Raw genomic sequence first — 21,828 nt, forward strand, 5'->3', positions numbered from 1 at the left:
AAAGAACGTTGTAGAATCTCCATTTGAGATGATCAAATAGTTCTAATTTTTAATTAATTGGTTCCCATTATATTAATGGGAACCAACTCCATCTAAATTGTATCCTTATTTTAAAATTCATAACTAAAATTATAAAAATACTAATTTTATTCCACCCAAAAATATAAATAAATATCAACTAACATCCCAAAGTATATACTATAAAATACTATATACTTTTATCAACTTATTCCCAATTATGCTATAATTTATGACAAAATGAAATGGATAGGCATGGTAATATTAGGCATTGGTAATATACTTCAAAAAGATGATGGGTTAGGAGTTTACGCTGCTACTTATTTAAATGAGAACTATATATTTTCAAAAGATATTCACATAATTAATGGTGGTGTAGAAGGTATTCATTTGGTTAATATCTTTATGGACAATGATCATATACTTATTTTGGATAGTATTAAATTAGAGGACGAACCAGCTTCTATCTATGCCATACCTGCTGAAGAGCTCAGTGGCTATGGACTAAATAGCGGTGGTGCACATGAGATAGGGGTATTGCAATGTATAGATATGTTAGAACTTCAGGGGAAACCTGTACCGAAAGCTCTGGTATTGGGCATTATCCCTTTTGAAGTGACATTTGAGATCACATTAAGTGATACTATTAAGAAAGCTTTTATAGACTATATTGGCGTAGCATTACAGTATCTTGAAAAACATGGTATTAACTATCAAGAAAAAGAAACAATCATTACCTTAGAAGAAATCATTAACCGTGCAAAAGATCCATCAGGTGCTATGATTTAACCACACTCGTTTCCCAACCATCATAACTTGCTCCATGTTCTTCTAACAAATCTATAAGATACAAAGTAAGTTCATCTATATTATGGTAGAAAGGTTTATCTATACGGTAGAACTTAAAACCTTTTATGCCTTCTTCATTTTCTATCTCTGATTGAATTTTAAATCCTTGTGCATCCAGCTTTAATATCAGCTCATCTTTTTTTTCATCTCCATTTGAGAAAAATAATTTATGCTCTATTGCACGTGCAAGGTGTAAATTATCCTCTTTTGTTTTAAGGACATCACATACCTTATGATTTTGGATAAGTTGCCATTCCTTTGGTGAGGGATACAGTAGTTTTTGAAAATAGTCCCATTCTCTATCCTCCTGATATCCGTTAATTATTTCATAACTTTCAAATTCATCTAATGCGAATGCTAAAAAATCTTGCCAATTGTAGGTAAACTGTACATAATATAAAAAAGTAACATATCCATCACTAATTACTCGACCTACATATTTTCCAATACGAAATTTAATAAGTGAGGCTTCCAATTTATCTTCCATAAAAAGAATCTCAGGTTCTTCATCTTTACTAAGCATACCATGTTCATTTGGTTCTTTTAACTTTACTTTTACAAATGCTACAATAGGATAAGTATATTTAAACTCCTCTATATCCATAGAAATTCCTGCATTAAATTGTATAGAGGCAGGATGACCCTCTAAATTTTTCATATATAGTTCCCAATATTCTTGCATTGATACTCCTTCATTTTTAATATATGATGCTGTTATCACCAAGTCAAACTAACTATCTCTTCAAATAATAAATTTTCGTCCGTAATAAGTTCATATCTATCACTTTTTTAATTCATCTCAAGACTCATAAGATACATATCTTCTCCATCAAGTACCTTGACTTTCATGCTCTGGCAATGAATACAATAATATCTCACTTCATCTATCTCAAATTCTTCCTGACACTCTTTACACTTCAGTTTTAGCTTTTGTTTATGGATAACGAAATCGGCACCATCACAAATTGTCCCTTCCTTAAAGGTATCGAACGCTATTTGTAAAAGATGCGTTTCTATACCACTCATCACACCTATTTTGGTAATTACCTTTGTGACTCTTTCTGCATCGTTTTGCTTGGCTATCTCTTCACACTGGTTTAAAAGTGCTTGTACGACACTATATTCATGCATAGACTCTTTCCTTATTTGATCTTAATTTTAATCTTGCTGGCGTTTCCATTGGACAAATTTTATAGACAAATTTATGACGTAAAGTATGAAAATCGCTTGTTTTACTCCAAAACTCTGGATGCATAATTGCAAGTTCCTGTTCTTTAAAGGCTTCTATTTGTTCTTTATATTTCTCAAGATAATCTTGTTTTTCCCAGATAAAGTCATCATTATAAGTATTTTGAGCAAAGTTATGTAACTCTTCGTAGTATGTCTTTTCTTCATAGATTTCATCAATCATGCCTAATTCTTTAGCTTTTTCTACAGACAAAGGTAAACACTCATCTAGTAAAATCCCTGCCATCTCTTTACCTACACGTTTTGGTAAACTATATGTGTGATATTCACTCCCACTTAGCCCCAGTGTTTTATAGTGAGGGTTTAATATGACACCTTCTTTCCCTACCACATAATCACATGCCAGCCCCATAAAGACACCACCAGCACCTGCATTATGTCCAAAAGAGGCGATGGTGACAACTTCATCAGCATAGAGTATGGAATGTACTAAATCATTCATCGCATTAATATTTGCCCATCCATCTTCACCTTGTTTAGCGCTGTCTTCCAATATGTTTAAATGTATCCCGTTAGAGAAAAAATCTTTCCCTCCAATCAATACCAATACTTCACACTCACCTTTTAAGTACTCTATTGCAAACTTCAATCGGATACATTGTTCCGCACTCATCGCTCCATTATGAAAGTTAAAATACAGATATGCTACATTATCTCGCTTTTCTACGCTTACTTCAAAAAAGGTTTCATAACTCTTGTCAAATAAAAGTGGTAAACGATCTTCTTTAATACCTACCAACTTTTCTTTTAAAACATAAGTTGCAGGAAGTTTAAACCCTCCTACTTCCTTAAGATGTGATATCCACACAGCACCATCTATTGTTCCCAGACAGATAGCTCCATTGCGTTTAGCAAGTATCTCTTTGGGTGATCCTCTAAATTTATCTTCTTTATGTCCACCAAAAAGATAACATGATACACCCAATATTTCATCTAAAACACCAGGAAAACTATCTGAAAGATGTATTTTTCTTATAATGGTTTCAGTGTCATCTTTTAACCAGTCAATCGTTCTTTTAGATTGATTAAAATGTTCATGTATAGGATTTAAAATTTGTGGTGTTACTTCATTGTTTTTTAAATTAACAAAAAACTCTTCAAGTGCTTGTGATGTCGCTTTTACTACCTCTTGACGATAAAGTGATGCCTTTGATGTCTCTCGTACCTTGAAGTTTTTCTGTGCATAGATATCACCCCCGTCATAAAGTTTATTTGCTTTAAATATGACAACTCCCCACTCTTTAGTGTGATTTTGAAGTGCATATTCCAAAGCATTGGGCCCTCTGTCACCTATAGGTCCAGGATGGACAATGAAAGTAGGAAAATTTTCATAAATACTCTCAGGCAGATAACTTTTTAAAAACGGGCACAAAATAAGTTGTGGTTTAAAATCTTCTATCTCTGTTAACATCTGTACTTCACTTATTGCATATGCTACTGAAACTTGATGCCCTCTATCTTTTAAAACTGTATAAACTGCCTGTGTCAGTGAATTAAAAGCGCTACAAATTAGAAGTATTTTCATCGATGACTCTTAACAAATACGAGGCAATAACTCACCCGTTGGTAAATCTAAAAATCTTTTTGTTCCCCATGAAGAGTTAAGTAGTACTTTACCTTTATACAATGCAGTTACTGTACCGATAATAGCTGAAGTTACATGCGTTTTTTGTAACACATCCAAAGCATGTAACTCATCCTCTTTATCCACTGCTAAAATAAAAGTTCCTTCATTCGCAAGGTCAATCGCTTCAAATCCAAGCATTTCACATATGCCTTTTACCTCTTCTTGTACTGGAATATTCTCCTCTTTTATTTCTATACACACATCTGAACTTCGCGCCCATTCATTAAGGACAGCAGAAACACCTCCACGTGTAGCATCTCTCAATGCTATGATTTTTATATTAGCATCCATTAAAGCTTTAACTTGAGGGTACAATGAAGCACAATCTGTTTTTAACGAACTTTCAAGTTCAATTCCTTCACGTGCTGCAAATATAGTTGCTCCATGTGTTCCAACATCACGGCTTACTAAAATGCTCATTCCTTCCGTTAAAGCCGAAGCAGAGATATTTTTATGTTCTATTTCTCCAATACCTGTAGTATTAATGAAAAGCTTATCCACACTGCCTCTTGGAACAACCTTTGTATCACCACTTACAACAATAGCTCCATTAATCTCAAGCTCATTTTTCATACTCTTAACTATCTTTTCAAGATCACGTGTAGAAAAACCTTCTTCAATAATAACAGAACAAGTAATGTATTTAGGTTTTGCACCCATCATAGCGAGGTCATTACATGTACCACATACAGCCAATTTTCCTATATCCCCACCAGAGAAAAAGAGAGGACTAACAGTAAAACTGTCTGTCGTAAAAGCAAGTCTTCCATCTTCTATAACTGCGGCATCTTCACTCTTAGACAAAATATCATTTGCAAAATGTTTATAAAATATTTTTTGAATAAGTTCATTATTTTCTGCTCCGCCGTTTCCATGTGCAATAGTGATAGTTTTTGTCATAATAAGTTTCCATATTTATAATAAGCTGCACAGGCTCCTTCACTACTAACCATACAACTTCCAATTGGTGTCGTAGGCTTACAAACAGTTCCAAAGATTGTGCACTCAGGTGGTTTTGCCATACCTCTCAGTATATCACCACAAATACAAAGTTTATGGTCTTCTATTTCTGCAAGAGGAAGTACATTTTTATATACAACTTCTGCATCCAAAAAGGCAAACTCATCTTTAAGTTTGAGCCCACTTTCAGGTACATTTCCAAGTCCTCTCCACCTAAAAAGATCTATTTTTTCAAAATAGGTATCTATGAGTTTTTGAGCATTCAAATTCCCCTCATGATTCACTACTCTTTTGTATTGAATTTCCAGTTCACAGCGCTCTTCTATAAACTGTTTGACTATCATACTAATACCTTGCATTACATCAACGGGTTCGAACCCAGAGACCACTACAGGACGACCATAATCTTTTGGAAATTTATCGTATATTTTTGAGCCACTGATCACACTTACATGACTAGGTCCCAAAAATGCGTCTATTCTATTATTGTAACTATCGACATGTACATCACGACTGTCTATGAGTTCTACCATCACTTCAGGTACGGTTACATGGTTAATATGAAATAAAATGTTGGGTATTTTTTGCTTAATCACCTGTTCTACGAGTACAGCTGTCATAGGTGTAGTTGTTTCAAAACCTATGGCAAAGAAAATCACTTTTTTATTGAGATTATCTTGTGCTATTTTAATACACTCCATAGGAGAATAAACAAATCGTACATCTGCCCCTTTAGCTCGCGCATCTTGTAGGCTTCCATGACTGCCAGGTACTTTTATCATATCACCAAGAGTAACTAAAATAACGTCAGGTTGCATAGCTAAAATATAGGCATGGTCAATTCGTTCTTTGGGCATAATACATACAGGACAACCTGGCCCATGAATAAAGTTAATATTATCTGGCATGAGTTGAGGCAATCCAAACTTCATTATAGTATGAGTATGCCCACCACACACTTCCATAATATTGATAGGATTTTTCAATTTTTTAGCATCTTTAGCAATTATTTCAGCATAAGCTTTAATAGTCTCACCATCACGAAAATCATCATATAAATTTTTAAGTTCCAGTGCCATTATTCACCCCTATTAGGACATTCATCATCATCTAGTATAGTTTTTCGCCTATCATTCTCATCCATGATCTCAAGAATCTCTTTATACGTATCCAAAGAAATCAATGCTTCTTTTTCATCTATTTTATTCATAACAAAACCAATGTGAAGAAGTACATAGTCACCTACTTGTATCTCATCATCACCCATCATCATAAGATTAGCATCACGTTGTACACCCATAGTATCCACAGTGCACATAGTTCTATCATCTGAAATTTTTACTACTTTACTTGGTATAGACAAACACATATTAAGCCCTCATTTTACGTTTAAATTCTATCCAGTCTGAAACTGCTTTGACTGAATCTATATCGTTCACATTGACTTCAAGTATATCAACACTAGGTTTTATACGTCTAGCTTCTGCTTTCTCTGCTTCAATATCATACTTAAAATATGGGAGTAAGTCTGTTTTGGTGATAAGAATAAGGTCAGCTTGACGGAACATTACAGGGTACTTAGCAATCTTATCCTCACCCTCCGGGACAGAGACCAATACTATATTTAAGTGTGTCCCTACATCGTATGAGGCGGGGCATACTAAATTTCCTACATTTTCCACAAAACATACATCAATTTCATCTAATGGTATATCATGTAAACCTTTATGGACCATAAAAGCATCAAGGTGACAAGCACTTCCCGTTTGGATTTGCGATGCAGGAATACCTTTGGCTATTAGTCTGTCGGCATCTCTATTAGTCTCAAGATCACCTTCAACCACACCAAATTTAAAATCGGCAACATCAGCCATATATTCTAATAAGGTGGTTTTTCCACTACCTGGGCTGCTCATAAGGTTAATCCCTAAAATCCCCTTTTTGTTAAAGTGATCTCTATTATGTTCTGCTTCTTGATCATTTTTATCTAAGATTTTTTGAATAACAGAAATCGTCTTTGTATCATTAAGCTGTGGATTATGATGCAAATGTTCATGAGCCTTTTGATGTTCATGAGAGTGTTCCTCATGACCATGATGTTCATGTACCTGCTCCACTGTTATACTACATCCGCAATCTTTACACATATATTTCTCCTATAAAATTTAATTAGTTTATCCATATAATATATTGGTTCCTACAACCAGTGAAACTACACCGGCTACGGTAAAGGTTCTTCTAATATTTTGAAGACTACCTAAAAAGTTTTGGTTAAAATAAAGTATAAGCATCCCAAAGGATACAAAAACAAGTATTACTCCTAATGTAAATGCACCAACCATACTAAAATCTACGACTCCACCCTTTACGGCACCAAGTGTGATAAGCATTCCTCTTACACCACCGATACCCATAAGTAGACCTAGCGTAAAAGATGATGTAGTATCTGTATTTGTATGCTGGTGTGATTTACCAAACCAGATGTGCGTATGCTCTTGCCCCTCATGCATATGTTTACGTAACTGTATACGATGCGTTGCAACCATAAAAAGTAAATAAAGCCCCATAATTATGATAACGGTAGCAGATATGACATCCCCATACGCTAAGATTTCCTCGGAAATAGCCACTGATTGTAATACTTTTGCAAATATAAAAAGACTAAGTCCATGTCCTATAGCAAAAAGCAAAGTAATACGTAAAGTTTTACGTTTGCTTTTCCCTATGGAAAAGTCAGCTATTGCAGTAAGATGATCAGGACCAAATGCATGAAGCAAACCGTACCAGAAAACCACAAATAATGATAACTCCATTAGATATCCTTTTATATAAATGAATGGTTATTCACTATAATAGTATTTAATTATTAAAGATATATTAAAAAATCTTGTTCTACTCTATTTTAAGGACTAAAAAGTATACTAATGTATGAAATGTATCTATTGTAATTATCCATATACCTATCTACTTAAAGATAATCAACGTAAATGCGGTAAGTGCAAACGTAAGTTCAGTCCTCAGAAACTAGAAAGAGAACAAAAATTACGATCACTCTTTGTAGAAGGATATAATGCCAGAGAAACATCAAAAAAAACGGGAATGCATTTTTCTACCGTACTAAAACATTACGAAAACTTCAGAATTACCATTGCTCTTCATGCAGATAAACAATACCAACTACATGCTAAAAGCATTACTGGCTATGATGAATACCTCTATCTACCTAAAAGTCTAAGAGCTGAAGAGAACATAGACAAACTTAAACACTTCCTCACTCTCTCATATGAAAATAAGGTCTACAACCTTATGATGCCTTCTATCCAACGTTTCAACTTCGATACCAATGATACACAAGAACAAAAACTTCTTCTTAAATACCTGCGTTTTAATAAAATAGCAAAACTTAGTAAAGCACAAAATACCATTACTCAGTTTTGGGAATTTTTTGAAGAATTTATATTGCAATACAAAGGTGTGAGTGATGAGCAGTTTATTTTTTATTTAAAAGAAGCAGAGTGGAGATTTAATTATTCTAAGAGTGAATTAATTCACTCTTTAGAATTGTCACAACGGATTTAAAATCTGAGTGTTACATAAATATTATATTTTTGAGCTCAACTTTATAAGCTCTTATACTATGATCCCTTTTTATTCAAGGAAGGTTTGTTTAACATATTCATTTATTCATTTGTACAAAATATTGAAGATAGTAATAAACCTTACAACCTACACAATAATCAAAAGCCGCTTCTAGAAAAGCGCAAGTTAATAGGGCAATAACTAATATAGTTGCGATCTCTGTATAACCAAAGATCAGAAAGAAAGTTAAAAAACCAACAATTGCCAAGCCTAAATAGAGTGAAAAACGCTTAGGCGCCTCATCACAAAACTTGGGTTGCATATCTAAACGGTGGATGATAAATCTTGCTATATTAGCAAAAGGACTTAATTTATTTATTTTTAAAGTACGAATTAAAAAATCAAATAGTAATAAAAAAGAAAAAAAGAGATGCTCAGTCATTAAGAGGAATAAGCCAATAATTAAAACTTCAAATGCAACAAAACGTACAAAGTGTGCATCAATTCGATGAATTGAAATGGGACATGATTTTGACATGATGAATCCTTTAATATTTATTTAGTGAATAAAATGTTTTTCTAACTCATGCAAAAAATCAACAACCTTACCAAAAACAATAATTGCTGGCCTTTTTGCTTCCAGAGAAAGTACACTTATATTATCAAGTGTCCCCACCTGAACCGATTGGTTTTCTCTACTGGCATTTGAGATAATGGCACAAGGAGTATCCATATCAATATCCAATGTTTTAGCTTTTTGAACAATATCTGGGATACGGGTAAGTCCCATAAGAACGATCACCGTATGGTCTTTGTTTTCTAACATAGGGACCCATTCAAGATTGATAGAGTTATCTTTTAAGTGTGCAGAAACAACAGTAAAAGCATTACTGTAATCCCTTGCCGTTATTGGAATATTTGCCATCAATGGCCCAGAAACCGCTGAAGAAATACCTGGTATTACTTCTGTTGATATACCTTTTTTTGTTAGGTAAATTAACTCTTCAGCACCACGACCAAAAATAAAAGGATCACCACTTTTTAAACGTGCAACAGAGTATCCTTGTTTGATATATTTGCATATGAGTTTATTGATCTCTTCTTGTGATTTGGAATGAAATCCTTTTTCCTTTCCGACAAAAACCTTTGTTGTATCTTGTGGTACAATGGACATAATTTCATTACTAATAAGATTATCATACAGTACCACATCGACATTTTTAATAATGTTAAACGCTTTGATAGTGAGCAGGTCAGGATCTCCTAGCCCACATCCTACCAAATATGCTTTTACGGTCATATTTTCAATTGTCTGAAGTGTTTTGTTGATTTCTATTACACCTTGATCTCTTTGTGTCTGTAGCTCCTCAAGAAATGTTGTCAAATCATCCGGTATGAGTGCTTGACACTTATCTCTAAAATATTTAGCTGCAGTAGGACTAGCACCAGAACTTGAAACTGCTATCTGCAGTGGTGCATTTTTTGTCAATGCCATAAAGTAAAAGTCACAACATTGTGGTATATCTACAACATTCAGTAAGATAGGGTGTTTCTTCTTATACTCTAAAAGCTTTTCAGTTACTTCATCATTTCCTGTTGCATCTATCACCACAAGAGTATCTTTTATGTCTTGAGTTTTGAAGGCTTTTTTCTGTATATCATTACACAATGTGTATATTTTAGGATGCACTTCTTTAGCTATAATGGAAAATGAAATATTGTTTTCAGCCAATACTTCTGCTTTTTGTAATGCGACCTTCCCACCACCTATCAAAAGAATATGTTGTTCTTTCAGTAATATAGGTAAAGTTTTTCTGCATTTCATGTCTCTCTCCAAACCTCTCGTAATGATTCTATAAAGTTTTCATTTTCTATATTCTCTTTTAAAAACCTATGTAATCCATTTTGTCCACTGTTAATATATTGTTCAATAATCCTTTCAACAGTTCTATTGAGATATTTTGGTAATATCTTTATAGCTGTTTTAAAACCAAAATTTGAGACTTCTCCTTCTAAATTACCTCCTAAGATAAGTTCAAATCCAGCGACTGAATTTCCTTCTTCATCTTTAACTTTTGCGCCCATTAATCCTATATCAACAACATGAGGATGAGCACAAGAGTTTGGACACCCATTAAGCGATATAGATACATGTTCATCAAAATCAGGAAATCTTTGTTCTAAATACGATGCCAACCAGGTTGCCTGATATTTTGTTTCAGAAACTGCAAATTTACAAAAGTTTATTCCCGTACAAGATATAGTTCTAGCCTTAAAAGGGCTAGGATTTGCTTCGATATTAATATCTAGTAACGCTTTAGCTAATTTCTCTGTATTCTCATGGGGTACATCTAAGATAATAAAGTTTTGAGTATTGGTAACTTTGATTGTACTTGCATTATATTTCTCCAAAATATCAGCCAAATTATTTAATCCATATGAACCAATTGTTCCGCCATTTACAGCACATCCTACATATGATTTACCTACTATAGTTGACTTATGAATACCAAAATGCTCTCTTCTTGCATACGGCATATATTCCTGAATTGGTTTCTCTATAAAAGCGAATCCCAACTTTTCCTCAGTAAATGCTTTAAATTTCTCCAATCCCCATTCATCAATCAAATGCCCCAATCTAGCCTTTCTTCGACTATCTCTAAGCCCATAATCTCGATAAATAATCGTTATTGTTTTAACTGTATCCAGTACCTGTTCTTTGAATATGTAGCCTAAATGAAGTGCAATTTTTTTATTGGAACCTAACCCTCCACCAACCGTAACAGCAAATAAAACTTCGCCATCAATCTTTACTGCAGTAAATGATAAATCTTGTATCTCATGCCCAATACAATGCTTATGACATCCAGATATACCTATTTTATATTTTCTTGGTAAATTCACAAGTTCGTGGTTACCTCTCAAATAATCATTAATTTCGTTAGCCAAAGAAGTAGTGTCAAATATTTCTTTCTCTTCTATACCGCTCACAGGACAAGTAGCAACATTTCTTGGTACATCTCCCGCAGCGAATACTGTACTTAAACCTACATTATTAAGACGTTTAAATATTTCCGGTAGATCTACGACCTTGATAAAATGTAACTGTATATCTTGTCTAGTAGTAAAATCAGCTGTATCTTGTGCAAACTCTCTTGATATCTGAGATATACACCTCATTTGAGGTGTATTCATAGAACCATGTTCTAATTTAATTCGCAACATGAAATACAGTGTATTATCAGTATCAGCCTGTAAATTTTTATTTTGCGTATAAAGACCATACCATTTAAATCGATCAATATCTTCAGGATCTATCTCCGTATTTGAAGCAGCATATTGTTTGATATCTTCCAACACAGCCAATCCATCTTTCTCTATTTTGATGCGTTCAATTCTTTGAGCTGCTGTTTCCTTTTTCATGATTTTTCCTATAAAATTTCTTTTGCTTCCCAATGAGGAAAGTGTTTTCTCACCAATGCATTAAACTCAATCTCAAACTCAGAATATTCTAATGCTCTTCTTTTTGCTACAGTTTCTGACTTATTCACAATCATACCTGCAGCAACAGTGTTGTTAGTAATTCTGTCAATCATAATAAATGAACCCATAGCTTTATTATGGTCATATGGGTCAAATGCAATTGCTTGTTCTAAATCTAGTTTTGCATGAGCAATTTCATTTAAATTAAGTACATTTACACTTTCTTGTTCAAGTGTATTTACGTCTGTTTTGTAATAGAAACTCTCTATTGAACCCGTTGTTACGGTTGAAGCTCTTTTGATGTAGTATGATTTACCTTTTAATAAAGGATCTTCGCTCATCCAAACAATATTTACATCAAATGCATTTGCACGATCCGGCTGTTCATCGCTTTTTACAATTATATCCCCTCGTGAGATATCAATTTCATCGTTTAAAGTTAATGTAATCGCTTGCTGTGCATATGCATACTCCAAATTGCCATCATAAGTTATAATCTCTTTTACAATAGAGCTTTTCCCCGATGGTAAAACTGTAATTGAATCGCCAACTTTAATCACACCAGATGAAATAGTTCCAGCAAAACCTCTAAAGTCAAGGTTTGGCCTGTTTACATACTGTACAGGCATTCTAAAGTGTACTAAGTCTATGTCACTTGCAATTTCAATATTCTCCAATGTATACATTAAAGTTTCACCGTCATACCAAGGTGATTTAGGAGATTTGTTAACGACATTATCTCCATTTAATGCAGATAGTGGAATCAATGTAATATCTTCAGTCAATCCAAGCTCTTTTGCAAATGCTAAATAATCTTTAGAGATACTCTCATAAATTTCTTGGCTAAAGTCAACTAAATCCATTTTATTAATCGCAACCACAATATGTTTTATTCCTAATAGTTTTGCAATAAATGAGTGCCTCCTCGTTTGAGTTTGTACACCGTATCTTGCATCAATTAAAATAATTGCTAAATCAGCCGTACTTGCACCAGTTGCCATATTTCGTGTATATTGTTCATGCCCTGGAGTATCTGCAATAATAAATTTTCTTTTATCTGTCGAGAAGTATCTGTATGCAACGTCAATTGTAATACCTTGTTCTCTTTCACTTTGAAGCCCATCAACCAAAAGTGCCAAGTCGAACTCCTCTTCAGTAGTCCCAACTTTTTTAGTATCCTTTTTAATTGCAGCTAATTGGTCTTCAAAAATCATTTTAGAGTCATGTAATAGTCTTCCAATAAGTGTACTTTTACCATCATCTACACTTCCACAAGTAATAAACCTTAGTAATTGTTTATTCTCGTGATCTTTTAAATAATCTTCTATATTGTCTGCTATTTTTGAACTTATATGTGCCATTTTAAAAATATCCTTCAATTTTTTTCTTTTCCATTGAGCCTGCACTATCGTTGTCAATGACTCTACCTTGTCTCTCACTTGTTTTAGTTAAAAGCATCTCTTGAATAATCTCAGGAAGCGTCGTTGCTTCACTTTCAACTGCACCGGTTAAAGGGTAACAACCAAGTGTTCGAAATCTAACATTTTCCAGTTGTGGAACTTCACCCTCTTTTAGTGGCAACCTATCATCATCAACTAGAATTTTCACCCCGTCTCTTTCTACAATAGGTCTTTTCTTTGAAAAATATAGAGGCACAATAGGAATTTGCTCCAAATAAATATATTGCCAAATATCAAGCTCCGTCCAGTTTGAAAGAGGGAATACTCTAATTGACTCACCTTTATGAACCCTTGAATTGTAAATATTCCAAAGTTCAGGTCTTTGATTTTTGGGATCCCATCTATGGTTTTTATCCCTGAATGAGTAAATTCTCTCTTTAGCTCGGCTCTTCTCTTCATCTCGTCTAGCACCTCCAAATACTGCATCAAATTTGTACTTGTCAAGAGCTTGTTTGAGTCCTTCTGTCTTCATCACATCCGTATGAACCGCAGAACCGTGTGTGAATGGTCCGATACCTTGATCTATCCCTTCTTTATTTACATGTACTAAAAGTTCAAAACCAAGCTCTTTTGCCATTTGATCTCTAAACTCTATCATCTCTTTGAATTTCCATGTTGTATCAACATGAAGTAGAGGAAATGGTAACTTTGCAGGGAAGAAAGCCTTTCGTGCAAGATGTAACATTACTGCAGAATCCTTTCCAACCGAGTATAGCATCGCAGGATTGTCAAACTCAGCTATTACTTCTCGCATAATATGAATAGATTCTGCTTCTAATTGTTTTAAGTGTGTTAATTTTTCTGTATTTATCATCTCTTTCTCCATCATTTTATATGTAATCCACATTCCTTATGTTCTGGGTTTTCCCACCACCATCTACCGCTTCTGATATCTTCACCTTCCTTAACTGCTCTGGTACACGGTGCACATCCAATGCTTGGAAATCCCTGGTCATGTAATTTGTTATAGGGAACCTTGTTTTTATGTATATAGTCCCATACATCAGTTTCTGACCAATTAAGTAAAGGATTGAATTTAATAACATTATTTGTCTCATCCATCTCAAATAACTGCATATCTTTTCTTGTCACACTTTGATTAGATCTAAGTCCTGTTACCCAAATATCGAGACCATCTAATGCTCTTTTTAATGGTGCAATTTTTCTTACAAAACAACATCTTTGCCGATTCTCTATAGATTCATAAAATCCATTGATACCTTGTGTACGATAGAGTGCTTCTACATCTTCTCTGTCCGGAAAATAAACACTAACCTTTATCCCATACTTTAAATTTGTTTCATCCATTACACTGTATGTTTCATATGGAAGTCTTCCCGTATCTAATGTAAAGATATTTGCTCTTTTATCAATCTTTAGCATCATGTCTGTTAAGACTTGATCTTCTACTCCAAAACTACTAGAAAGGGCAATTTTTTGTCCATATTTATTTAAAAAAAACTCTAAAGCCTCTTCTGGTTTTACATTCTTAAATTTATTGTTTAATAATTCTATATTCATACTATTTCCTTACCTGTTATATTCCAGTGCTTTTTCTTTTCCGATAGATATTTTATTCCATGCTCTTTCATGAAAATAATATAAAAGCATTTTTGTAAAAAGCTCAATAGAACCAATAGAAGCTGCCATTAGGGGATCAGCTGTAATAAAATAAGCAATGATGATCGTATCAATTGTTCCAACTGTCCTCCAGGAGATCGTTTTCAAAATCGATCTATAAGCTTTTTCTTTCATTTCTTGTCCTTTATAAACATAGAGGGTTACTCCTCCTTACTATCATATAAGCCCGTACTGAGATATCTTTCCCCACTATCACAAAGGATTGTCACTATAACTTTTCCTCTATTTTCTTCTTGTTTTGCTATTTGACTAGCTGCAAAAGTATTCGCACCAGATGAAATACCAACTAAAAGTCCCTCTTCTTTTGCTAAAGCTCTTGCAGTATCTATAGCATCTTCATTTGACACCTGAATTACTTCATCATAAATTTCAGTATTTAAAATTTCAGGGATAAAACCTGCTCCAATACCTTGGATCTTATGTGCTCCTGGTTTTTTACCAGATAAAATGGCAGAATTCATAGGTTCAACAGCAACAATTTTGATATCAGGGTTATGTGCTTTCAATACTTCAGATATTCCCGTAATTGATCCACCAGTACCTACTCCAGCAACTAAAATGTCAATTTTTCCTTCTGTATCTGCTAAAATTTCTTGTGCAGTAGTTAATCTATGAACTTCAGGATTAGCCGGATTTTTAAATTGTTGAGGGATAAATGAATTTTCAGTTTGACGTGAAATTTCAATAGCTTTCTCAACTGCACCCTTCATACCTTTTTCAGGTTCTGTTAAAACTAATTCAGCACCTAGTGCTTTTAATAATGTTCTTCGTTCTACACTCATAGAAGATGGCATCGTTAGAATCAACTTAAGTCCCAGTCCTGCACAAACAGAAGCTAAAGCAATGCCTGTATTACCACTTGTCGCTTCAATCACTATGGTGTTTTTATTAATTAAACCATTTTTTATAGCATCATTAATCATACTATTGCCAATTCTATCTTTCACAGAATGAGTTGGATTCATAAACTCACATTTACCTAAAACTAATGCTTTATTACTGGCATTTATCAATTTGACTAAAGGTGTATTCCCTATTAATTCCGTAATATTTTTCGCAAACTTCATAAATAATCCTTTCAATTATTCAAATAACTTCTATTATCATTTACAATGAAATTATGTTGATACCCTTACGCTGTAATCGTTCATACAATTTGCATCCCAAACATATATTTGTCGTTGCCTCCAGTATTTTCCAGATTACCAATGCTAAAGTAAATGTAAAAGCGATTTTCGGGTATTCCAATAATCCCGCTGTTAATGACAAACTAACTATCGTTAATGCAATATGTGTTGCAAACTCTTTATCCAATCTATTTCCGCTATGTTTTTCTCGTGTAAACAGAGATTCAACACCAATGGCAATAAGCTCTAAAGGACTAAGTAAAGATGTCAAGTACAATCGAACAAAAAAGTCGTAAACCAATATATACAAAAGATCTACATATCCTGTAAATAAATATGATCCAAGTAACGTAGCTTGCAGTGCAGCGACGATACGTGTTTTACTTCCATCAATCATTTTTTTTCCTTTCACAATTTAAGAATTTAATTTCAGCAAACATTACTGAATGACTATTCATTCATAATAGAAATATAGCACATAATAATGACAATGTCAAGTAAATCTATAGATTTAAAATAAAATATTTTTTACTATAAGTATTAGATATGATCATTAGGATTTATTTAATAGGAATGGTGGGGATTTAAAACTGAAAAATAAGATATCACCTGTAACGAATTTAATAGTATTACATCAATGGACTTATCATTGTTCAACTGGTCCAATTAGGGATCATCTACTATGTGCGAATATCATCAAGCTACAAGATTTGAAATAAAATGTTCATCACTAGAAGAAATTCAGAAGTTCATCGTTGTTATTTTTAAGAACAAAAACTGTCTATTTTATGATGATTTATGAAAAAGAGATTTTTAATCTAATTATATGTCCCTGCAATTTGTCCTAAAGCAATACCCCCATCATTAGGTGGGATATTATTAGAAATGACCGCTTCAGGTATCTTCTGTAAAACTAAGTCTAAAAGTATCCTATTTTGAAATACTCCTCCACTTAAGACAAGGGTTAAATTATACTGCTTATATATTGTAAAAATGATCTCAACCAAAGTATGAAAAAACCTTGATACTGATATATTGATAAATGGCTCTGACATCATAGCTTTTATTACAGGAAGTATATCTATCTTTCCATCACTATATCCAAAAGGGTAATATCCTTCTACCCTATTATCATATAACTCTTCAAGCATCATTCCACTTTCACCTTCATAACTCATAACTTGACAAACACCAAGCAGAGATGCTACCGCATCAAAAAGTCTACCTACCGAAGAGCTTAATGGAGAATTTAGATTTTTTTTCCAGGCAAGAAAATATGTTTTCAACTCTAATGTGGAAAAAGCTTCTATCGTAGGATTTTTTAGTGTTAAAGCTTCTTCAGCATATAGATCAAATAAAAGACTAAGTGCAACTCGTCTCGGCTCTTTAATGGCTTTAGATCCACCTAAGAGTTGGAAATAGTTCAGGTGGGCTACTCTTTCATAACTTTTAAAATCACATACAAAGAATTCTCCACCCCAAAGTTTACCATCATCCCCATAACCAGTACCGTCAAAAGCCACACCAAGAACTTTACCAGTAAGCTGTTTTTCTGCCATAACACCTAAAATATGTGCATAGTGATGCTGCACTTCGTTTACCTTCAACATTGAATTGTATGAGATAAGTGATTTAGCATATTTTGTCGACTCATAATTTGGGTGTTTATCATGAACTATAATGTCAGGTTTAAAATGATAAATTCGTTCTAAGGTTTCAATGTTCTTTTTATAGTATTCGACTGAAGAAATGCTGTCAAGATCGCCAATATGAGGAGAGAGTATGACCTCATTCGCAAAGCCAATAGCAATGGTACTCTTTTGGTTTGCACCCAAAGCTAATACATTTTTAGTTAGTTCAAAAGGGAGTTTTATACTGACAGGTGCATACCCTCTGGCTCTTCTAAGTATGACTTTATGTTCTCTCACTACCATCACTACAGAGTCATCACAGCCATTGACTATGTTACGGTTATGATCTAACACATAATCATAGACTCCTTGTAATTTCTCTAATTCTTTTAGATCTGTACAAATAGGCTCATCCGTAACATTAGCAGAAGTAGCAACCAAAGGACGATTGAATTTTTGTAGTAGTAATAAATGTAAAGGCGTATAAGGTAAGAAAAGTCCTATCCTTCTTAGGTTAGGAGCTATATGAGAGCTTAGTACAGGTAAACAATCATCATTAGAAGATGATTTTAATAAAACAATAGGTCTCTCTTTTGAAAGTAAAAATTCTTTTTCCTGTACATTTATCTGGGCTAACTCGTTAGCCATCTCAATATCTTTTACCATCACAGCAAAAGGTTTACTTGGACGTTGCTTCCTTTTTCTAAGATTATACACTGCTTCATCATTAGTTGCATCACACATCAGATGGTAACCACCCACGCCTTTAATTGCTATTATCATTCCTTCTTCTAAAAATCGTGCTACCTCATTTATCATATTTTTTTGTATAGTTTGTATAGGTTTATTATTCTTATCATGCAAAGATAATGTAGGTCCACAATCCCAGCACCCTATAGGCTGAGCATGATAACGTCTGTCCAATGGATTGTTATACTCTTCTGCACAAACTTTACACATTTCAAAAAATTTCATGGAAGTATGATTACGATCATAAGGTAAATCATAGATAATGGAGTAACGTACTCCACAATGTGTACAAGTGATGAATGGATAACCATAACGACGGTTAGTAGGGTCAAAAAGTTCTTTTTCACATGCTTTACAAATACTCACATCAGGGGGGATACCTACAGTGACAATACCTCGTTCATCTGTCGCAATGATTTGAAAATCTGCAAAGCTCTGTGTATGTATTTGCGATGTTATAATTTTCTCAATAGAAGCCAATGATGGTAATTCATCCTTTATGGCTTGAAGAAATATTTGTAGAGTTTCAAGAGTAGCGTTAACAACGATTTCAACGCCTTGTGTACTATTAGAAACTGTTCCCAATAAAGCATATCGACTTGCAAGCTTATAAATAAACGGGCGAAACCCTACGCCTTGTACTGTACCATTAATGATAATCTTGTATGTGTTGCACTTCATTAGTTTTCTTTATATTGATCAAACATCTACAAAAAATTATATCATACTCAAAAAAGTCCTCTCTTACTTTTTTCTTACATCCACAGATATTAATGATCATGTATTTTTTATGAAAAAAGTTTTCTTGTCATAAAATATCCAACCTTGAAAACTCCAACTGTATCATCAAATGTTTCTATATATTCATCATACGTCACGCCTCTAAAATTTAAATATTCATTTAAATATTTTTCGGATGCTTCAATGCCACCTGTTTCTTCTTCTTTCAGTAAAGAACTATACAAATGATCAATATGATATTTGGCTCTCATTGGTATTAACCCTTTATAGGAAAAGTACTTTCTTGTACCATTTGGCTCATTTGAATAGAGATAAGCTTTATTACTTAACCAACAATAATCACCACTTTTTGATTGATGTTTAATAAAACCTATAAATTTTTCACCATTGTGTAATTTTTCCCACATTAATTTAAATATTATTTTTGGCATATCCGGGTGCCATACAATATTATGTCGCTCATTTATTAATTCTTCTGTTGTATAGCCTAGCAGGTTTGCAAATTCACTAGATACCTTTGTAATAATACCAACCTGGTTTACACATATTGAATAGTTACTTTGTTTATCTAACTTTAATTCTTTTTCTTTCATAAATATACCTTATTATATTTTTACAGATACAATGCACCATATACTGCATTCTCTTTACCTATAGGAAAATTCTTATTCATAAGTGGATTGTATTGTCCAAGTGTTCTTTGTATACGTCCATAAAGTGATTGATTTGCAAAAGTTTCTCCTGTAAGAGTGATGATTTTTGCTTTAGACTTTTCAATAAGTTGAGGAACAATTTCACCAATATAATCTCCAAAAGACTCGTAAATACTGTAACACATAAGGTTATTCTCTACACCACCCAGCTGATAACTCATAATACTCGTTAAAAAAGCATAATTATCAAAACGATTATCCTTAACTCTAGTGTCTACTTGTAGGCCACCTTTTCCTAAAAAACTTAATGCTTGCGCTGATATACCTTCTAAACTCTCATTTTCAAGACCTAACACTATAGCTGTTACTTCGAAGATATCCATGTCTCCAGCAAGATTATCCAAACGTTCAAACACTTCAGGATAAGCTTTTTTGTAGTTTACTACTAGCCTGTCTGATCCCTCTCTAAGTGTAGAGATTTTCTCCCAAAGGTTATCTGATTCAAAAGGTATGGAAGGAACAACATTCATAACTTCTTTACCGTTGTAGTAGAGAAAATTTAACGTACCGTCAAAGTGTACGCCTATAGCTTTTTGACCGACCTTATCATGTTCAGCAATTACAGACAACATAGAAGCATTCCATTGAGAAAAACGATGTTCATTACTGTGCCCACCTTCAAAAGCTTCATCTTCAAGTACATATAGCATATCTGATTGCACCGAATCAAAAACCTCTAAAGAATCTATGATACTCAGATTATCAGTCTTTACACATGCTAAGTCATGTGCGATAGATACCAAATTTTTACTATTTTCTACTACTGTAGGAAATACGATACGTTCACCAGAAACAAAAAGTTTTTTATCTTGATTAATAAATAACTTCATATCTTTTTGCTTCTTGATTGGAAGATCAAAGTCTACTAAAAAATCTGCTTCTTCATCCGCATTACATTCTACATATGAGATATACTGTAATCCTGCATTCATTATTTCTCTGGCTAATAATATAGTCATACCATCATCTGGATACTTTACTTGTACAGATGATCCATAAATGGCTTTTAAATCATCACTTTTGGTTGCTACACGAAGTAATGGTCTCTCTATACTTAAAAGTGCATTGAACTCTTGTGTTATCATCATAAGGTGTGTATTAAGGCCATTTGCATCTGCCATTAATAAAATACTTTTTGCTGGACTATACTCAACTGTTGGTTTAAAAAATTTTCTGTAACCATGTGCCGTTTTCATTAACACATTCTTCCCTGCTGCGATAGCTCTTCCTGACACTTCAAAAAGCTTTCTGAAATCTCCCTTATTTAGCGCTAAATGTTCGCTCTCCTTATCCAGCATTCGTATAGAAACTCCACATTCAATACATGAAATAAGAGGATAATCTAGACGTAAAACATTACTCTTGGCCTCTTCTTGACAATGGCTACATGGTATAAGAAACTTCATCACCGTATGGGTACGGTCATAAGGATACCTATCTAAAAATGGATGTTGTGTACCACAGTGATTACAAGATGTAAAGGGATAATAATAACGACGACTGCTCACGTCAAACATCTCTTTTTGACAAGTAGGACAAGGTGCGATATTGACAGGTAAATTTACTTTTGTAACAGGTAATGCTGATGGTTTTTCATCTAAAAAATAATGTTTCCCTTTACCCAAAAAGAGTGATGCAGGCAATACATCTTTCATACCATTTAAGAACTTTTCAATCTGCTCATTTTCTTGATCAAAAATCATTACTATTTTGTCGTTACTTTGTATGACATCAACTTGCATTTGTTCTTGTCTGGCAAAAGCGGATATAAGATCAGAAAAATAACTTTTATTCGAAAAAAATTCAATTTCATAAACAAAGTACATATAAACTCCTAATGATTATTTACTACACAACCAGATAAAAAGAAAAGAACCATATACAAGGATGCATATAAATCTATACTTTGGACAAGGTTTGAGAAATAACGTATAATTCTTCTATCTTATCTGGCTGTGCACTAAACAATATTAATTTGATGATATATTGTTTACTACGCAA

The 21,828-nt window shown here is 33.5% G+C and carries 22 protein-coding genes; 2 read left to right on the forward strand and 20 right to left on the reverse strand.

From position 1 onward, the window contains the following. Positions 1–273 precede the first annotated feature (273 nt). Positions 274–807, forward strand: a complete 534-nt coding sequence (locus tag PGH07_RS11215; protein WP_289414595.1) for a HyaD/HybD family hydrogenase maturation endopeptidase — start codon at positions 274–276, stop codon at positions 805–807. Here the strand turns inward: PGH07_RS11215 and PGH07_RS11220 are convergent. The 8 genes from PGH07_RS11220 to PGH07_RS11255 form a co-directional block, all read right to left on the reverse strand. Further along, on the reverse strand, positions 797–1,549 hold the full coding sequence (locus PGH07_RS11220; protein ID WP_289414596.1) for a DUF695 domain-containing protein: 753 nt from the start codon (positions 1,547–1,549) through the stop codon (positions 797–799). The genes PGH07_RS11215 and PGH07_RS11220 overlap by 11 nt on opposite strands. Before the next feature lie 107 nt (positions 1,550–1,656). Continuing rightward, positions 1,657–1,998 carry a hydrogenase maturation nickel metallochaperone HypA gene (hypA, locus tag PGH07_RS11225; protein WP_289414597.1) on the reverse strand — a complete coding sequence of 114 codons (342 nt, stop codon included), beginning with the start codon at positions 1,996–1,998 and terminating at the stop codon, positions 1,657–1,659. Further along, entirely contained in the window at positions 1,991–3,640 is a 1,650-nt protein-coding gene (locus tag PGH07_RS11230; RefSeq protein WP_289414598.1) for a hydrogenase maturation protein, read from the reverse strand. The genes hypA and PGH07_RS11230 overlap by 8 nt, the downstream gene beginning before the upstream one ends. A 9-nt stretch (positions 3,641–3,649) precedes the next feature. Beyond that, positions 3,650–4,642, reverse strand: coding sequence for a hydrogenase expression/formation protein HypE (gene hypE / locus PGH07_RS11235; protein WP_289414599.1), 993 nt, complete (start codon positions 4,640–4,642; stop codon positions 3,650–3,652). Continuing rightward, positions 4,639–5,781, reverse strand: coding sequence for a hydrogenase formation protein HypD (gene hypD / locus PGH07_RS11240; RefSeq protein WP_289414601.1), 1,143 nt, complete (start codon positions 5,779–5,781; stop codon positions 4,639–4,641). The genes hypE and hypD overlap by 4 nt, the downstream gene beginning before the upstream one ends. Then, on the reverse strand, positions 5,781–6,071 hold the full coding sequence (locus tag PGH07_RS11245; protein WP_289414602.1) for a HypC/HybG/HupF family hydrogenase formation chaperone: 291 nt from the start codon (positions 6,069–6,071) through the stop codon (positions 5,781–5,783). Before PGH07_RS11245 ends, hypD begins: the two co-directional genes overlap by 1 nt. A gap of 1 nt (position 6,072) precedes the next feature. Then, on the reverse strand, positions 6,073–6,849 hold the full coding sequence (gene hypB, locus PGH07_RS11250; RefSeq protein ID WP_289414603.1) for a hydrogenase nickel incorporation protein HypB: 777 nt from the start codon (positions 6,847–6,849) through the stop codon (positions 6,073–6,075). 27 nt (positions 6,850–6,876) lie between these two features. Beyond that, entirely contained in the window at positions 6,877–7,515 is a 639-nt protein-coding gene (locus PGH07_RS11255; RefSeq protein ID WP_289414604.1) for a hypothetical protein, read from the reverse strand. Positions 7,516–7,630: 115 nt separating this feature from the next. On the opposite strand from PGH07_RS11255, the gene PGH07_RS11260 reads away from it, so the two are divergent. Further along, entirely contained in the window at positions 7,631–8,281 is a 651-nt protein-coding gene (locus tag PGH07_RS11260; RefSeq protein ID WP_289414605.1) for a transposase, read from the forward strand. Positions 8,282–8,378: 97 nt separating this feature from the next. On the opposite strand, the gene PGH07_RS11265 is transcribed toward PGH07_RS11260, so the two are convergent. From PGH07_RS11265 to PGH07_RS11320, 12 genes are all read right to left on the reverse strand, one after another. Further along, positions 8,379–8,819, reverse strand: coding sequence for a DUF4395 domain-containing protein (locus PGH07_RS11265; protein WP_289414606.1), 441 nt, complete (start codon positions 8,817–8,819; stop codon positions 8,379–8,381). A gap of 21 nt (positions 8,820–8,840) precedes the next feature. Next, positions 8,841–10,106: a uroporphyrinogen-III C-methyltransferase gene (gene cobA / locus PGH07_RS11270; protein ID WP_289414607.1), complete on the reverse strand. Its 1,266-nt coding sequence runs from the start codon at positions 10,104–10,106 to the stop codon at positions 8,841–8,843. After that, positions 10,103–11,704: a nitrite/sulfite reductase gene (locus PGH07_RS11275; RefSeq protein WP_289414608.1), complete on the reverse strand. Its 1,602-nt coding sequence runs from the start codon at positions 11,702–11,704 to the stop codon at positions 10,103–10,105. The genes cobA and PGH07_RS11275 overlap by 4 nt, the downstream gene beginning before the upstream one ends. Positions 11,705–11,712: 8 nt before the next feature. Further along, positions 11,713–13,125, reverse strand: coding sequence for a sulfate adenylyltransferase subunit CysN (gene cysN, locus PGH07_RS11280; RefSeq protein WP_289414626.1), 1,413 nt, complete (start codon positions 13,123–13,125; stop codon positions 11,713–11,715). Position 13,126: 1 nt separating this feature from the next. After that, entirely contained in the window at positions 13,127–14,038 is a 912-nt protein-coding gene (gene cysD / locus PGH07_RS11285) for a sulfate adenylyltransferase subunit CysD (RefSeq protein WP_289414609.1), read from the reverse strand. Positions 14,039–14,049: 11 nt separating this feature from the next. Further along, positions 14,050–14,745, reverse strand: coding sequence for a phosphoadenylyl-sulfate reductase (locus PGH07_RS11290; RefSeq protein WP_289414610.1), 696 nt, complete (start codon positions 14,743–14,745; stop codon positions 14,050–14,052). A 9-nt stretch (positions 14,746–14,754) separates the two neighbouring features. Then, positions 14,755–14,979 (reverse strand): DUF2061 domain-containing protein, encoded by a 225-nt coding sequence (locus tag PGH07_RS11295; protein ID WP_289414611.1) that lies wholly within the window; start codon positions 14,977–14,979, stop codon positions 14,755–14,757. Positions 14,980–15,005: 26 nt separating this feature from the next. Continuing rightward, positions 15,006–15,932, reverse strand: a complete 927-nt coding sequence (gene cysK, locus PGH07_RS11300; protein WP_289414612.1) for a cysteine synthase A — start codon at positions 15,930–15,932, stop codon at positions 15,006–15,008. A 40-nt stretch (positions 15,933–15,972) separates the two neighbouring features. Beyond that, entirely contained in the window at positions 15,973–16,389 is a 417-nt protein-coding gene (locus PGH07_RS11305) for a DUF4395 family protein (RefSeq protein WP_289414613.1), read from the reverse strand. A gap of 421 nt (positions 16,390–16,810) precedes the next feature. Next, a complete protein-coding gene (gene hypF / locus PGH07_RS11310) occupies positions 16,811–19,054 on the reverse strand; it encodes a carbamoyltransferase HypF (protein ID WP_289414614.1) in 2,244 nt (747 codons plus the stop codon). Between the two features lie 107 nt (positions 19,055–19,161). Beyond that, a complete protein-coding gene (locus tag PGH07_RS11315; protein ID WP_289414615.1) occupies positions 19,162–19,707 on the reverse strand; it encodes a PAS domain-containing protein in 546 nt (181 codons plus the stop codon). A gap of 20 nt (positions 19,708–19,727) precedes the next feature. Continuing rightward, entirely contained in the window at positions 19,728–21,653 is a 1,926-nt protein-coding gene (locus tag PGH07_RS11320; RefSeq protein ID WP_289414616.1) for a carbamoyltransferase HypF, read from the reverse strand. Between the last annotated feature and the right edge of the window lie 175 nt (positions 21,654–21,828).

The organism is Sulfurovum zhangzhouensis (assembly GCF_030347965.1).
Lineage (GTDB): Bacteria > Campylobacterota > Campylobacteria > Campylobacterales > Sulfurovaceae > Sulfurovum > Sulfurovum zhangzhouensis.

Excerpts from the sequence above, each read along its gene's own strand:
- hypB (WP_289414603.1), bottom strand. The coding sequence starts at position 6,849 with ATGTGTAAAGATTGCGGATGTAGTATAACAGTGGAGCAGGTACATGAA.
- cysN (WP_289414626.1), bottom strand. The coding sequence starts at position 13,125 with ATGGCACATATAAGTTCAAAAATAGCAGACAATATAGAAGATTATTTA.
- hypF (WP_289414614.1), bottom strand. The coding sequence starts at position 19,054 with ATGAAGTGCAACACATACAAGATTATCATTAATGGTACAGTACAAGGC.
- PGH07_RS11315 (WP_289414615.1), bottom strand. The coding sequence starts at position 19,707 with ATGAAAGAAAAAGAATTAAAGTTAGATAAACAAAGTAACTATTCAATA.
- PGH07_RS11295 (WP_289414611.1), bottom strand. The coding sequence starts at position 14,979 with ATGAAAGAAAAAGCTTATAGATCGATTTTGAAAACGATCTCCTGGAGG.
- PGH07_RS11220 (WP_289414596.1), bottom strand. The coding sequence starts at position 1,549 with ATGCAAGAATATTGGGAACTATATATGAAAAATTTAGAGGGTCATCCT.
- PGH07_RS11245 (WP_289414602.1), bottom strand. The coding sequence starts at position 6,071 with ATGTGTTTGTCTATACCAAGTAAAGTAGTAAAAATTTCAGATGATAGA.
- hypA (WP_289414597.1), bottom strand. The coding sequence starts at position 1,998 with ATGCATGAATATAGTGTCGTACAAGCACTTTTAAACCAGTGTGAAGAG.
- hypE (WP_289414599.1), bottom strand. The coding sequence starts at position 4,642 with ATGACAAAAACTATCACTATTGCACATGGAAACGGCGGAGCAGAAAAT.
- PGH07_RS11260 (WP_289414605.1), top strand. The coding sequence starts at position 7,631 with ATGAAATGTATCTATTGTAATTATCCATATACCTATCTACTTAAAGAT.
- cobA (WP_289414607.1), bottom strand. The coding sequence starts at position 10,106 with ATGAAATGCAGAAAAACTTTACCTATATTACTGAAAGAACAACATATT.
- PGH07_RS11230 (WP_289414598.1), bottom strand. The coding sequence starts at position 3,640 with ATGAAAATACTTCTAATTTGTAGCGCTTTTAATTCACTGACACAGGCA.
- cysD (WP_289414609.1), bottom strand. The coding sequence starts at position 14,038 with ATGATAAATACAGAAAAATTAACACACTTAAAACAATTAGAAGCAGAA.
- PGH07_RS11255 (WP_289414604.1), bottom strand. The coding sequence starts at position 7,515 with ATGGAGTTATCATTATTTGTGGTTTTCTGGTACGGTTTGCTTCATGCA.
- PGH07_RS11305 (WP_289414613.1), bottom strand. The coding sequence starts at position 16,389 with ATGATTGATGGAAGTAAAACACGTATCGTCGCTGCACTGCAAGCTACG.
- PGH07_RS11320 (WP_289414616.1), bottom strand. The coding sequence starts at position 21,653 with ATGTACTTTGTTTATGAAATTGAATTTTTTTCGAATAAAAGTTATTTT.
- PGH07_RS11215 (WP_289414595.1), top strand. The coding sequence starts at position 274 with ATGGTAATATTAGGCATTGGTAATATACTTCAAAAAGATGATGGGTTA.
- PGH07_RS11265 (WP_289414606.1), bottom strand. The coding sequence starts at position 8,819 with ATGTCAAAATCATGTCCCATTTCAATTCATCGAATTGATGCACACTTT.
- PGH07_RS11290 (WP_289414610.1), bottom strand. The coding sequence starts at position 14,745 with ATGAATATAGAATTATTAAACAATAAATTTAAGAATGTAAAACCAGAA.
- hypD (WP_289414601.1), bottom strand. The coding sequence starts at position 5,781 with ATGGCACTGGAACTTAAAAATTTATATGATGATTTTCGTGATGGTGAG.
- PGH07_RS11275 (WP_289414608.1), bottom strand. The coding sequence starts at position 11,704 with ATGAAAAAGGAAACAGCAGCTCAAAGAATTGAACGCATCAAAATAGAG.
- cysK (WP_289414612.1), bottom strand. The coding sequence starts at position 15,932 with ATGAAGTTTGCGAAAAATATTACGGAATTAATAGGGAATACACCTTTA.